The 13,318-nt window shown below is 39.4% G+C and carries 16 protein-coding genes and 1 pseudogene; 8 read left to right on the top strand and 9 right to left on the bottom strand.

Annotated elements, in window-relative coordinates; all coding sequences use genetic code 11:
* Nucleotides 1-16 precede the first annotated feature (16 nt).
* Together DK428_RS03445 and gorA are read left to right on the top strand one after the other, a co-directional pair.
* A complete protein-coding gene (locus DK428_RS03445) occupies nucleotides 17-862 on the top strand; it encodes a 23S rRNA (adenine(2030)-N(6))-methyltransferase RlmJ (protein WP_109064693.1) in 846 nt (281 codons plus the stop codon).
* Between the two features lie 107 nt (nucleotides 863-969).
* On the top strand, nucleotides 970-2,340 hold the full coding sequence (gene gorA, locus DK428_RS03440; RefSeq protein WP_109064694.1) for a glutathione-disulfide reductase: 1,371 nt from the start codon (nucleotides 970-972) through the stop codon (nucleotides 2,338-2,340).
* Between the two features lie 121 nt (nucleotides 2,341-2,461).
* Here gorA and crp read toward each other — a convergent pair whose 3' ends face one another.
* The 5 genes and pseudogenes from crp to coaBC form a co-directional block, all read right to left on the bottom strand.
* Entirely contained in the window at nucleotides 2,462-3,106 is a 645-nt protein-coding gene (crp, locus tag DK428_RS03435; protein ID WP_005701806.1) for a cAMP-activated global transcriptional regulator CRP, read from the bottom strand.
* A 37-nt stretch (nucleotides 3,107-3,143) separates the two neighbouring features.
* A complete protein-coding gene (locus DK428_RS03430; RefSeq protein WP_109064695.1) occupies nucleotides 3,144-3,362 on the bottom strand; it encodes a YheU family protein in 219 nt (72 codons plus the stop codon).
* Nucleotides 3,363-3,385: 23 nt separating this feature from the next.
* Nucleotides 3,386-3,970, bottom strand: a pseudogene (slmA, locus tag DK428_RS03425) (nucleoid occlusion factor SlmA); the annotation flags it as partial.
* 14 nt (nucleotides 3,971-3,984) lie between these two features.
* Nucleotides 3,985-4,440 (bottom strand): dUTP diphosphatase, encoded by a 456-nt coding sequence (dut, locus tag DK428_RS03420; RefSeq protein ID WP_109064697.1) that lies wholly within the window; start codon nucleotides 4,438-4,440, stop codon nucleotides 3,985-3,987.
* A 153-nt stretch (nucleotides 4,441-4,593) separates the two neighbouring features.
* Nucleotides 4,594-5,793, bottom strand: a complete 1,200-nt coding sequence (gene coaBC / locus DK428_RS03415) for a bifunctional phosphopantothenoylcysteine decarboxylase/phosphopantothenate--cysteine ligase CoaBC (RefSeq protein ID WP_109064698.1) — start codon at nucleotides 5,791-5,793, stop codon at nucleotides 4,594-4,596.
* Nucleotides 5,794-5,970: 177 nt separating this feature from the next.
* On the opposite strand from coaBC, the gene radC reads away from it, so the two are divergent.
* The 4 genes from radC to mutM all read left to right on the top strand — a co-directional run bounded on the left by radC (nucleotide 5,971) and on the right by mutM (nucleotide 8,144).
* On the top strand, nucleotides 5,971-6,630 hold the full coding sequence (gene radC / locus DK428_RS03405; protein WP_109090065.1) for a RadC family protein: 660 nt from the start codon (nucleotides 5,971-5,973) through the stop codon (nucleotides 6,628-6,630).
* A 210-nt stretch (nucleotides 6,631-6,840) separates the two neighbouring features.
* A complete protein-coding gene (gene rpmB / locus DK428_RS03400; RefSeq protein ID WP_005542826.1) occupies nucleotides 6,841-7,077 on the top strand; it encodes a 50S ribosomal protein L28 in 237 nt (78 codons plus the stop codon).
* 11 nt (nucleotides 7,078-7,088) lie between these two features.
* Complete coding sequence (rpmG, locus tag DK428_RS03395; protein ID WP_005544948.1) at nucleotides 7,089-7,259, top strand: 50S ribosomal protein L33; 171 nt, start codon at nucleotides 7,089-7,091, stop codon at nucleotides 7,257-7,259.
* Between the two features lie 69 nt (nucleotides 7,260-7,328).
* On the top strand, nucleotides 7,329-8,144 hold the full coding sequence (mutM, locus tag DK428_RS03390; RefSeq protein WP_109064700.1) for a DNA-formamidopyrimidine glycosylase: 816 nt from the start codon (nucleotides 7,329-7,331) through the stop codon (nucleotides 8,142-8,144).
* A gap of 20 nt (nucleotides 8,145-8,164) precedes the next feature.
* Here the strand turns inward: mutM and DK428_RS03385 are convergent, their stop codons facing one another.
* From DK428_RS03385 to rpmE, 4 genes are read right to left on the bottom strand one after another with little or no spacing between them, the layout of a single operon-like run.
* Nucleotides 8,165-9,202, bottom strand: coding sequence for a glycosyltransferase family 9 protein (locus DK428_RS03385; RefSeq protein ID WP_109064701.1), 1,038 nt, complete (start codon nucleotides 9,200-9,202; stop codon nucleotides 8,165-8,167).
* Between the two features lie 2 nt (nucleotides 9,203-9,204).
* The gene (locus DK428_RS03380; RefSeq protein ID WP_109064702.1) at nucleotides 9,205-10,230 is read right to left on the bottom strand and encodes a glycosyltransferase family 9 protein; all 1,026 of its coding nucleotides are present in this window, start codon (nucleotides 10,228-10,230) and stop codon (nucleotides 9,205-9,207) included.
* On the bottom strand, nucleotides 10,227-10,922 hold the full coding sequence (locus tag DK428_RS03375; protein ID WP_109064703.1) for a glycosyltransferase family 25 protein: 696 nt from the start codon (nucleotides 10,920-10,922) through the stop codon (nucleotides 10,227-10,229). The genes DK428_RS03380 and DK428_RS03375 overlap by 4 nt, the downstream gene beginning before the upstream one ends.
* 60 nt (nucleotides 10,923-10,982) lie before the next feature.
* The gene (gene rpmE / locus DK428_RS03370; RefSeq protein WP_109064704.1) at nucleotides 10,983-11,195 is read right to left on the bottom strand and encodes a 50S ribosomal protein L31; all 213 of its coding nucleotides are present in this window, start codon (nucleotides 11,193-11,195) and stop codon (nucleotides 10,983-10,985) included.
* 255 nt (nucleotides 11,196-11,450) lie between these two features.
* On the opposite strand from rpmE, the gene DK428_RS03365 reads away from it, so the two are divergent.
* A complete protein-coding gene (locus DK428_RS03365; RefSeq protein ID WP_109064705.1) occupies nucleotides 11,451-12,299 on the top strand; it encodes a glycosyltransferase family 25 protein in 849 nt (282 codons plus the stop codon).
* A gap of 8 nt (nucleotides 12,300-12,307) precedes the next feature.
* Nucleotides 12,308-13,312: a capsular polysaccharide synthesis protein gene (locus DK428_RS03360; protein ID WP_109064706.1), complete on the top strand. Its 1,005-nt coding sequence runs from the start codon at nucleotides 12,308-12,310 to the stop codon at nucleotides 13,310-13,312.
* Nucleotides 13,313-13,318 lie beyond the last annotated feature (6 nt).

Genomic DNA, 13,318 nt, shown 5'->3' with positions numbered 1-13,318 from the left:
ATTATAAGTAGGATTTATGCTAAGTTATCGTCATAGTTTTCATGCCGGCAACCATGCGGATGTGTTGAAACATATCGTGTTAATGCTGATTATTGAAAGTTTACAACAAAAAGAAAAAGGCTTTTATTATTTGGATACGCACGCCGGTGCAGGGCTTTATCGCTTGTTTAGTCAAGAGGCGGAGAAGACCGCCGAATATGCGGAAGGCATTGGGCGTTTATGGCAGCGCGATGATTTGCCGACAGAAGTTGACCGTTATGTTAAGCTGATTCGAAAGCTTAATTATGGTGGGAAAGAATTGCGCTATTATGCAGGCTCACCGTTATTGGCCGCCAATTTGTTGCGCCCACAGGATCGAGCGTTGATGATGGAATTGCACCCAAGCGATTTTCCTTTGTTACGCAATAATTTCAAAGAATTTGAGAATGTTACCGTGAAAATCGGTGATGGTTTTCAGCAAGTTAAAGCTACATTGCCACCGAAAGAGCGTCGTGGCTTGGTGCTGATTGATCCGCCTTATGAATTGAAAGAAGACTATGATTTGGTCGTGAAGGCCATTGAAGAAGGCTATAAGCGATTTGCTACGGGCGTTTATGCCATTTGGTATCCGGTGGTGCTACGACAACAAACTAAACGAATGATTAAGGGGTTGGAAGCCACCGGTATTCGTAAGATTTTGCAAATTGAACTGGCGGTGCGTCCTGATTCTGAACAACGTGGTATGACAGCGAGCGGCATGATTGTGATTAACCCGCCGTGGACGTTGGAAAAACAAATGAAATCCATTTTGCCTTATTTATCCACCGCACTTGCCCCTCAAGGCACGGGCAGTTGGTCGGTGAATTGGATTACTCCGGAATAATTCCGTTGACTGAGATAATACCGATTAAACCGATTTATTTATTCAGTTTGCGTGAAAAACGCGGTTTATTAGAGAATAAGCCGCATTTTATTGATTAAGGACAGACTATGACAAAACATTATGACTATATTGCCATCGGTGGTGGCAGCGGTGGTATCGCTTCTGTTAATCGTGCCGCAAATTATGGCAAAAAATGTGCCATTATTGAAGCAAAACATTTAGGTGGAACCTGTGTCAACGTGGGTTGCGTACCGAAAAAAGTGATGTTTTATGGCGCGCAAATTGCTGAAGCTATCAATCATTATGCGCCGGATTATGGCTTTGATGTGGATGTGAAAAAATTTGATTTCGCCAAGTTGGTGGAAAGCCGACAAGCCTATATTTCCCGCATTCATACTTCATACGATAACGTGTTGGCAAAAAATAACGTAGATGTGATTCGTGGGTTTGCCAAATTTGTCAATAAAAATACCCTTGAAGTGACTTTCGCTGATGGCACCACCGAACAGGTAACGGCAGATCATATCTTGATTGCCACAGGCGGACGTCCAAGTATTCCTGCAGTACAAGGCGCGGAATACGGTATTGATTCTAACGGCGTTTTTGCTTTAACCGAACTTCCAAAACGTGCAGCTGTTGTCGGCGCAGGTTATATTGCCGTGGAGTTGGCAGGCGTCTTGAACAGCCTCGGTGTGGAAACCCATTTATTTGTGCGTAAACATGCGCCGTTGCGTAATTTTGATCCAATGATGGCAGAAACTTTGATTGAATCCATGCAACAAGACGGCATTACGTTACACACCCATGCGATTCCAAAAGAGGTGGTGAAAAATGAGGATGGCTCGGTGACGATTAATTTAGAGGATGGTCGTGAGCAAAGGGTAGATTGCCTGATTTGGGCCATTGGACGTGAACCGGCTACCGATAAAATTAATTTACAAGCGGTTGGTGTAGAAACCAATGAGCGCGGTTTTATTAAAGTGGATAAATACCAAAACACCAATGTGCCGGGCATTTACGCTGTAGGCGATATTATTGAAGGCGGTATTGAACTCACTCCGGTGGCGGTCGCAGCAGGACGTCGTTTATCCGAACGCCTGTTTAACAATAAACCGAACGAACATTTGGATTATCGTTTGGTGCCATCCGTGGTGTTCAGCCACCCGCCAATCGGCACCGTCGGATTAACTGAACCGCAAGCCATCGCGCAATATGGTGCGGAAAACGTGAAAGTGTATAAATCCTCCTTTACCTCGATGTACACTGCGGTTACCCAACATCGTCAAGCTTGTCGCATGAAATTAGTATGCGTTGGCAAAGAGGAAAAAATCGTAGGCTTACATGGTATCGGTTTTGGCGTGGACGAAATGATCCAAGGTTTTGCTGTTGCTATTAAAATGGGCGCGACAAAAGCTGATTTCGACAACACCGTTGCCATCCACCCGACCGGTTCGGAAGAATTCGTCACAATGCGTTAATTGATGCTTATTAAATAAAAAAGGTCTGAATTTTCAGACCTTTTTTGTATTCTTAATTTGATATTTTTAATGCAAACTTCAGCGATTCAGCTAAAGTGCGGTCATTTCTCACCACATTTTTTTAACGGGTGCCGTAAACGACAATAGTCTTGCCGTGAGCGGATATGAGATGTTGATCTTCCAACATTTTTAAAATTCGGCCAACGGTTTCGCGGGAGCAACCTACCATTTGGCCAATTTCCTGACGGGTGATTTTAATTTGCATCCCATCCGGGTGTGTCATAGCTTCCGGCATTTTGGCTAAATTTAATAAGGTTTGCGCGATACGGCCGGTAACATCTAAGAAAGCCAAATTACTCACTTGGCGCGAGGTATTTTGCAAGCGTCGGGCAAGTTGCGCAGTTAAATACATTAAAATTTCAGGGTTAGCCTGAATGAGTTGGCGGAATTTGCGATAAGAGATTTCGGCCACTTCACAGGCGCTTTTAGCTTTGATCCATGCGGAACGGAGCTGACCTTCTTCAAATAAGCCTGCTTCACCAAAGAAATCCCCTTGGCCTAAATAAGTGAGAATCATCTCTTTTCCATCCTCGTCTTTCACCATAACGGAGACGGAACCTTGAATTAAATAATAAAGCGTTTCGGCTTTTTCGCCGGCGTTGATTAATGTGCTTTTAGATGGATATTTATGAATATGGCAATGTGATAAAAACCAGTCCAACGTTGGATCTGTGGGTTGTGTAGCTTGTGCGTTTTGTTCCTGCACGTGAAACCTCCATCTAAATAGGGAAAAACCAAAAAGCTTATCTGAAAAAGTCCGTTTTATCTTTTATATCAATAGATTCGTGTAGTTCTGACCAAACGATCACCGCGCTTCCTTGGCGGATTCTGTTGAGTAACGCTTTCTTTTTTTGTTCGAAAGTCTGTTCATGTAAACCGTAATCGGTTCCTTCGCGCAAGATAACACTCTCTATAATATTGATTAAAGTTTGTTCTTCCAATTCTTGCCAGGGAATAATCATGTCATCTTACCTAAATAAATAAATTATGCAAATAAGCTTTCAATAAGCTGCCATTGTTGATTAAATCCTTGATTTGGTGAGTGTCGGAAATTGGATCGTACATAACGCATAAATTGCCCTTCGCATAAGGTTACCAAATGGGCGGCAATAATACGTTCGTCAATGTGAAAACCGCGTCCTTCACGCAATTTTCGCATTTGCAAAATATTTACGAATTGTAATTCCAAACGGTCGAAAAATTTTGCTACGCGCGCCTGCAGTTGTGCATCTTCAAACATTAAGGCGTGACCGGTTAATACGCGGGTTAAGCCGGGGTTTTTACGGGCAAAATCCAAGATCATTTGCAGAATATCTTTCACCCGTTGCATGGTGTTGGTTTCGTTTTTCATGGATTGTGAAATACGATTAAGTAGGGTGCTTTCAATGTTGTCGATTAAGGCTTCAAAGATCTTGGTTTTGCTAGGGTAATAACGGTATAGTGCCGCTTCCGACACACCCACTTCCGCTGCCAGCCGTGCAGTGGTCATACGCTCCATACCGCGTTCGGAATGCAACATATGCGTGAGTACCGTCAACACTTGTTGGCGACGTTCTTTGATACTGCGTTTGTTTGCCTGTTCCATTAGTGTTTACCTGAATGGCCAAAACCACCCTCGCCACGATCGGTAGCGTTAAACTCGCTAACGATATTGAATTCTGCTTGCACCACCGGCACGAAAACCAGTTGAGCAATGCGATCACCCACTTCAATTTTGAACGGTTCGCTACCACGATTCCACACGGAAACCATGAGCGGGCCTTGATAATCGGAGTCGATTAATCCCACCAAATTGCCCAACACAATACCGTGTTTATGCCCTAAACCGGAACGTGGCAAAATTACGGCCGCTAAATTCGGATCGGCAATATAAATGGAAAGCCCCGTTGGAATTAATTTCGTTTCGCCCGGTTGAATTTCAACTCCTTCATCAAGTAACGCGCGTAAATCCAAACCTGCAGAGCCTTCGGTGGCGTAAGTTGGAAGCGGAAATTCTGTGCCGATACGGTTATCTAAAATTTTTACGTCAATTTTTTTCATGTGTCATGTTTTCCTTTAAAGAAATCTGTCATTTTTTTGCTATTTAAGTGCGGTCAAAAAATCCAACGGATTTTGAACGTTGGCTGTGCCAACGATCCCATTGGGCGAATAATCGAGCTTGATTCGATTGTGGGTAATTTTTGGTGCATTTTTTTATTGGCGATAACGCGCAACAATTTCACTCACCAATGCATCCGCTAATGTGTTTTTTTCTGCAAGCGGTAAGGTCTTCTCACCATTTTCCCAAAAGAGTTGTAACGCATTGTGATCCTGGCCGAACACCTGCCCGCCGGAGACATCATTGGCGCAAATCATATCCAAATTTTTGCGTTTAAGTTTGTCCTTGGCGTAATCGGCAACATTCTGCGTTTCGGCGGCAAAACCAACGGTGAATGGGCGATTTTCGGTTAAATGACCGACATCGGCAATAATGTCGGGATTTTTAATGAGTGTTAACGTCATTTCCTCGCCGGATTTTTTGATTTTTTGCTCGGCGACTTCCGCTACACGGTAATCTGCCACAGCGGCACAACCAATAAAAATATGATTTTTAACCGCACTTTCTAAGGCGGTTTGCCACATTTCTTGCGCGGAAGTGACATCAACGCGGTTGACATTGTTAGGTGTGGCAAGGTTTACCGGACCGGCAATCAAGGTGACATTCGCCCCGCGTTTTGCGAAGGCATCCGCAATGGCAAAGCCCATTTTGCCGGAGCTGTGATTGGAGATGTAGCGCACCGGGTCAATGGCTTCGCGGGTCGGGCCTGCCGTGATAGCGACATTCAGGCCGGCTAAATCTTGTTGCGTAGCAAAATGGTGACAAAGTGCGGTGAAAATTTCCGATGGTTCGGACATTCGTCCGGCGCCCACATCGCCACACGCCTGTTCGCCGCTATTTGGCCCGATGGTTTGAATACCACGGGATAAAAGTGCGGTCAGATTTTGCTGTGTTATGGTTTGGCGATACATTTGTTGGTTCATCGCCGGTGCCAGCAAAATCGGCGCGTTGGTGGCAAGGCAAATCGTAGAAAGTAAATCGTTCGCCATGCCGACAGTTAAACGGGCAATAAAATCTGCACTTGCAGGGGCAATAAGCACCGCATCCGCCCATTTCGCCAATTCAATATGCCCCATCGCGAGTTCGGCTTGCGGATCTAACAGGGATTGCGCCACCGCATTGCCGGAAATGGCTTGCAAGCTGAGCGGTGTGACAAATTCCGCTGCGGCAGGGGTGAGAACCACTCTGACTTGCGCCTGGGCTTTGCGTAATAAACGGATTAATTCGATTGTTTTATAAGCGGCAATACCACCTGTAATGCCTACTACAATACGCTTATTTTCTAGGTTAAACATAATGAAATCCCATGATTTGGCCAAGTCGGAGATGAACCGGGCTATTTTACTTGAATTATTATTTAATAAAAAATCTTATTTTGCGATCCGTCTTCCAACTTTAGCGTGTTATTTCACCATGAGGTTTAACATTATGAATTAATTGTCAATCCATAGGTTATGAGACGAAATAAAAAGATGAATGAACCATTAATGCCAAGAGAAAAATTATTGCAATACGGCGCGGCGGCGTTAAGCGATGAGGAGCTATTGGCCATTTTTTTACGTACGGGCATTAAGGATTGCCCCGTCATGCAATTGTCCCGCAATGTGTTGCAATATTTTGGCTCTTTACGCGGCTTAATTACGGCAAGTCAAAAGCAATTTTGTGCCGTAAAAGGCATTGGTGTTACCCAGTTTATTCAGTTACAGGCTTGTACCGAAATGACTAGGCGTTATTTGCTGGCGGAATTAAAGGAAGAACATTGTTTCACTTCAAGCGATGCGGTGAAAATGTATCTACAAACCGAGATGGAAGGCTTGGAACGAGAGGTCTTTTTAGTGTTATTTTTGGATACGCAACATCGTTTAATCAAGCAGGAAAACCTTTTCCTCGGCACCATCAATCAGGCCATGGTGTATCCGCGGGAGATCATTAAAGAAGCCTTAGCCTGTAATGCGGCGGCGCTTATTTTGGCACATAATCATCCCTCGGGCGTGGCTGAACCGAGCTTTTCCGATCGAAATATTACACAGAAAATCAAGCAGGCGGCTGAGTTAATGGAAATTCGGGTATTGGATCATTTTGTGATTGGTCGCGGCTGTTATTTTTCCTTTGCGGAACAAAATCTTCTCTAAAACCGACCGCACTTTTGGATAAATTTTGGATTTAATGCAAGCAAATTCAGTATTTAGGCTTGAGAATACAAGATAAAGTGAGTATAATGCACGACCTTTAATATAGTATGCGGGTCGGGTTATGCGACCTGACGAGGTCATTCAAAAAGTTTATTTTTGAAGTATTCCGAACCGTAAGCTCGAGCTTATATTTCATTATTGGAGATTAATATGTCTAGAGTCTGTCAAGTAACAGGCAAGCGTCCGGCAGTGGGTAACAACCGCTCACACGCAATGAATGCGACTCGTCGTCGTTTTCTTCCTAACCTTCACACTCACCGTTTCTGGGTTGAGAGTGAGAACCGTTTTGTAACATTACGCTTAACCGCAAAAGGTATGCGTATTATCGATAAAAAAGGCATTGATGCAGTTTTAGCTGAAATCCGTGCTCGTGGCGAGAAAATCTAAGGAGCTAACAAATGGCAGCAAAAGGTGCTCGTGAGAAAATCCGTTTAGTTTCTACCGCAGAAACAGGTCATTTCTACACAACAACAAAAAACAAACGTAATATGCCTGAAAAAATGGAAATCAAAAAATTTGATCCGGTTGTGCGTAAACACGTTGTTTATAAAGAAGCAAAAATCAAATAATTTTGCACGAATTGAAAAACCCGACATTGTTCGGGTTTTTTTGTATTCTGCGAATGCTGGAGGAAGATAATGCCGGAACTACCCGAAGTCGAAACCGCGCTGCGTGGTGTGAGCCCTTATTTAAAAGATTATGTTATTGAAAAAATTGTGGTGCGTCAGCCGAAACTTCGTTGGGCGGTGTCACCGGAATTAACGGAATTTCATCATGTAAAAATTTTAGATCTCACTCGTCGCGCCAAATACCTGATTATTCATAGCGAACAAGGCTATATTATCGGGCACTTAGGGATGTCGGGGACGGTGAGAATCGTACCGCATGACAGCCCTATTGATAAACACGATCATTTGGATATTGTGATGAACAACGGCAGATTATTACGTTATAACGATCCGCGCCGTTTTGGGGCTTGGTTGTGGACGAAGAAATTGAACGAATTTCATTTATTCCTAAAGCTCGGCCCTGAGCCATTATCTGATGAATTTAACGCAGACTATCTTTTCAAAAAATCACGCAAAAAAACGACCGCACTTAAAACCTTTTTAATGGATAATGCCGTGGTGGTTGGAGTTGGCAATATTTACGCCAATGAAAGTTTATTTTTATGTGGACTGCATCCTATGAAACTTGCCGCCAATCTAACGCGCAGGCAATGTGAACGCTTGGTAGATACCATAAAATCCGTGTTAGCCAAAGCCATAGAACAGGGTGGAACCACACTCAAAGATTTTCTACAACCTGATGGCAGACCAGGTTATTTCGCCCAAGAATTGTTGGTTTACGGCAATAAAGACAAACCTTGTCCAACGTGCGGGACAAAAATTGAAAGTTTAATCATCGGACAACGAAATAGCTTTTATTGTCCGATGTGTCAAAAGAAAAGTTAGGGGATATTATTTTCCATATTTTAGAATAAGCCATTTACCCATTCTGCTGCTTTATCCATGGGAAAATCACAGGTGTGATTATTTGAATTACTTTCTGTGTTGCTTAGAATGGCTTTGTAAGGAATATGGCTATTTCCTCTTGGTTGCCAACGGAAAAAATTCTGCATGTTTCGTGCATAAAATGCTAATACTTTTTTCTGCAACGCTGTTGCAATATGAATGCTTCCTCCATCAACTCCGATAATTAAATCTGCGGATGACGCGAGTTGAATATATTCTTGAATTGATGTCTTAGGTGATAGCTGAATTTTAATCTTATCTGAACAATGGGATATTAATTCTTCAAAATAAATATTACTGTCAATGGTATTGGTTAATACAAAAATAGCTCGTTCTAATAGATCCGGAGCCAGTTGATTAAGTAGCTCAGCAAGTTCTTTTGCCGGAATTTGTCTAGTACTTCCCTGTGGGGCCAGTAAAATTCGGGGTTTATCTCCCCCCCACAGAACATCAAATCTTATGCTTTCCTGATTTTCTAATACATATTCAGCTTTTTTAGGATCTAAATAATTAGAAAGAATAGTATTATTTAAGTAATCAGAGATATGTGTCGTATCATTTTGCGGGCAAGCAAAATTGTAGTTTTTTACTGTTTCGATATTATAGTGTTTTTTGTCTTTTTTATTGAAGATAACAATATATTTAGGTGACAGTAACTTCTCTAAAATAACAGATTTAGTTGTATATGTTGGCTGAAAATCTAAATATAAATCCCATTTATTATATTGAGTAATATAAGTAGAAGGTTTATCTTCAAGCAGTTGATCCACTAAACCGGAATAAGCAAAAATATCTCTATTTCTCTCTGTTACAATGACACCAATCACCAGATCTGGATTTGCTGATTTTAGTTGATTTAAATGGGCGGTATGTGCAATAGCATCACCAATAGCGTCCCCAATAGGTTTTAATAAAACAGATTTAATAGCCATTAAATCTATTGTCTGTGCAGAACGCTTACCTGCCAGTTTTGCAATGATTTTTTTTATGATTGACATAGTTAGTGAGTAATCCATTCTAATTCGATATCATCAGCAGATATTTCATTTACACTTTCAATGAAACTTAGTATATGTGTTTCATTTTTAGAGTTAGGATGCCAGTGTATAAAGTTTTCCTTATCTTCTAATTTATAAAATCCAATAATTTTTTTGTTTAATCCTGAAGCTATATGAATGATTGATGTATCAGGAGATATAACAACATTTGCATAACGTAGCAATTCAATTGTATCAAAAATATCTTGCGTATTTTCATAAATAAATGCATTAGAAAAATCTACAACAATATCTTTTAATAACGGTGTCATTTCAGGGTAGGTGAGTAACAAAACTTTTTTATTAAAAACCTTAAATCTTTCTATAAATTTTCTGATATTCTTCTCTGTAAACTTACGTGATCCTGCAGCCCCAAAGAAATTAATAGCAATATGGTTTTCAAGTTGGTTATCTTTGATGAAATTTCTGATTTCTTCTTTCTGCTGGCTATTATCAGGAATATCATATTCTGAATTAATATTCATAACACCACACTTTTTAATAGAATCAGCATAAATCTGTGAGAAATGAAGTTGTCCACCTAGGATATCGAGGTTAAATATTTTATAGTGTTGTTTTTGATAGCCAATATTATTCTTGGCATTAATTAAACGTGTTAGCCATAAATCACGATTTCTTAGTTGTATGGGCAAATTGATTAATACATCATAATTTTCTTTTGCTAGTTTTTCCCCCATCTTTGTATAAGCACATGGTGCTTTTTTATCAAGAACAAAAAAGTGGTCAATAAAATGATTTGTCTTAAATAAATTTTCATTTTTAGGTGAGCAAATGACATCTACTTGAGCTAGCGGATTATGTTTTTTTAACTCTCTAAAAATAAATGAACTGATAATATAATCCCCAATTTTCCCATCTTGCTGTAACACAATAATTTTAGGGTTTGTAGGTAATGGTTTACCTGGAATCTTTTTATCTAAGATTAACTTACCTAATGTTAAACGGATTTTTCTCAGTAGCGCTTTCATTTATGCTTTTTGTATCTATCTTCGATGGAGTTAATTTCGCTTTCAGTGGCCAATCCCTCAAAAACGCAAGATGGCTCAATGCCGTAAGCATGAATACGAGTTTTTTGTATAAATCCCGTGACAAAATCTGCCGGCATTCGCACAGGGTAAGCATAATTGAGTAATTTTTCTACTCCGGCTAAATTCACCATATATGCTGTTGCTTTCATAATTGAACGGCGAGAATTTGGGGATGGATAGCGATAACGTACTAATTTATAGCCTTCAGGTAAGTTTTTTTTAATTAACGGATAAGACTTAGCTTTGCCATGATCGAAAAATAGAATCTCATAGCGGGAAGGTAATTTTTCAAGTGTTGATTGTAAAATAGCTTTGAAATGGGTAGAAACAATTGCATCGTCTTCCAAGATAATTGCTTCGGGAATATGATTTTTTTTGATATGTTCATATACTCGAATGTGGCTTAAAGAACAGCCTATCTCACCAAGAGTTAAGCGTTTGTTATCAAAATCCTGGTAATATTGATAATCTACTTTAGCTAATTCAACCTCAGAGAGCTCTTTTCCATAAACCGCATCAAAAAATTCAAATTGCAATCCAAGCCCATTTAAGCGCTTTGCTATGAATTCACGACGGGAAGAGTTTTTTAAGCTGATAACGAAGATTGGTGGGAGATTGTATGCGCTATTCATAACACATTACCTTAAGTTGAATAGAAGTAACCCCCGCAATTGCGAGGGCTAAGATTCAGATTACTTTGTACCTGGAATTTTGAAACGGCTGTTAAAGCGTTCAACACGACCACCGGTATCAACAACACGTTGTTTACCTGTGTAGAACGGGTGGCAGTTACCGCATACATCAAGGTTGATGTCTTTACCTAAGGTAGAGCGAGTTTTGATCACGTTACCGCAAGAACAAGTTGCAGTAACTTCTTTATATTCAGGATGAATACCTTGTTTCATAGAAAACCTCAAATTTGAAGCCATGCCGCTATCAAGCCAATCGCAGAAGCAATCCCTGACACCGCATGAGATTAATATTACGCCATTACAAAATGGCACGCTTGTGTGTAAGGTTGCAAATTTTACAGAAAAAATTAGCGTAGTTCAAGCTGTGAGCCGGTCTGCCACTTTGATTTTTTGTGCATATTAAGATTCATTTCATTGCCTCAAAATAGTAAGATAACCCGTAACTTAAGACTAACTTAATATCTCCGTATGCATTTCATTGAAAATAAAAATTTTGTTATTAGCATTCCCACTGCGGATAAACGTCGAAATCACATCATCCAACAATTTGGCCAGAAGAAAATTCCATTTGAATTTTTTGACGCGTTTACACCTTCTGAGCGACTCAATGATCATTTACAGCGTTATCTTCCCAATGTTGCTGGAACATCCAAGCTCACCATGGGAGAAAAAGGCTGTTTGATGAGTCATTTCATGTTGTGGAAAAAGTGTGTTGATGATGATTTAGATTTCATCACGCTTTTTGAGGATGACATTTTGCTTGGTGAGAATGCCGAACAGTTTCTTGCTGAAGATGAATGGCTAAAAGTGCGGTTCAATTTTCAAGAGATTTTTGTCTTGCGTTTAGAAACCTTTTTGATGCCCGTTAAGATTGAAAAACAGCAAGGAATTTTACCTTTTCAACAGAGAGAAATTGATATTTTGAAATCAAAACATTTTGGTACGGCGGGATATGTGATTTCTCATGGTGCAGCTAAGTATCTAATGGAAGTGTTTGAAAAATTTTTCTCAGAAGAGATTAAACCCATTGATGAAATTATATTTAATCAGCTGATTGATGTTCCTAGATATCGGGTATATCAACTAAATCCGGCAATTTGTGTGCAAGAATTGCAGTTAAATCAAGAAAATAGTGTATTAGAGAGCGGGCTTCAGAAAGAGCGCAAAAAGAATACAGTCAGCCACACAAAGAAAACGTTAAAACAACGCTTTATTCGAATAAAAGATAATATCATACGGGCAATAAATAAAGAAAAATGGGAAGAAAAACAAAATGTTAATGAAAATCTGGGTAAAGAAATCGTTCGTTTTATGTAGATGATCTTATGAAAGAAAAATATTCCTCACTCTCAAATTTATTTTCAACTAACTCAACATTTTTTAATTTTATTACTAGGATAAGTAGTAAGCCTTATAAAATATTTTATACAGGTTTAATTCCCAAGCCTATTCGTAAATGGCTTGCAAGAAAAGCAGATTTATCTCAACAAAATCATGTTGCTAATTGTTGGAAGAAAATTATTTCTCTTTATATTAATGATGAATTGGATGAAATAATTATTACACCTAAAAAGGACTTAAAGGATAAAAAGATTATTTGGCAATATTGGGGACAAGGTTGGAATAGTGAGTCACTGCCTGACGTTGTTAAAATCTGTAGCCGTTCGGTTCAGATGAATAAAGGTGATTATGAGGTTATTTATTTGGATGATCAAAATGTAAGTGAATATATTGAGTTCCCTAATTTTATTAATCAAAAGAGAAAGAACCCTGAGTTTCGTCATGTTTTTTTCTCTGATTTACTTAGATTAGCTTTACTAAAAGTTTATGGCGGGGTGTGGGTTGATGCTACATTTTTATTTACGGCTCCTATTTCTGCTCATTTTAGTACAATGGAATTTTTTGTATTCCAACGTTCTATACAAACTAAATATAAAGAAAAATGGCAGAAATTAAATGGTAATTATTTTTCTTGGAAAGAAAATCATAGAGTAAATTTCTTAAGTAGCATTATGTTTTCAAAAAGAGAAAACAATACCGTAAATAAATTACTCCAATTAATGTTATTCTTTTGGAAAACCCAAGAATGCATCCCACACTATTTCTTCTTTCAAATTTTATTTGATGAATTAAAGAGAGAAGGGTTGATTTATGAATTTGAGATCATCGATGACACCTTACCGCATTTGCTATTTGCCGAGTTAAATAATCCTTTTGATAAAGATAAGTTAGACGAAATTTTAGCTCAATGTAACCAACACAAGCTAACCTATGTTAAAGATTGCTTGCCGAATAGTTTCTATGATTACTTAAAAGAAAAATATCGTTAGTATATT

This window comes from Aggregatibacter kilianii (genome assembly GCF_003130255.1).
GTDB lineage: Bacteria > Pseudomonadota > Gammaproteobacteria > Enterobacterales > Pasteurellaceae > Aggregatibacter > Aggregatibacter kilianii.
The sequence above is the reverse complement of the archived record's forward strand: the minus strand, read 5'-3'. Positions and strand labels throughout refer to the sequence as shown.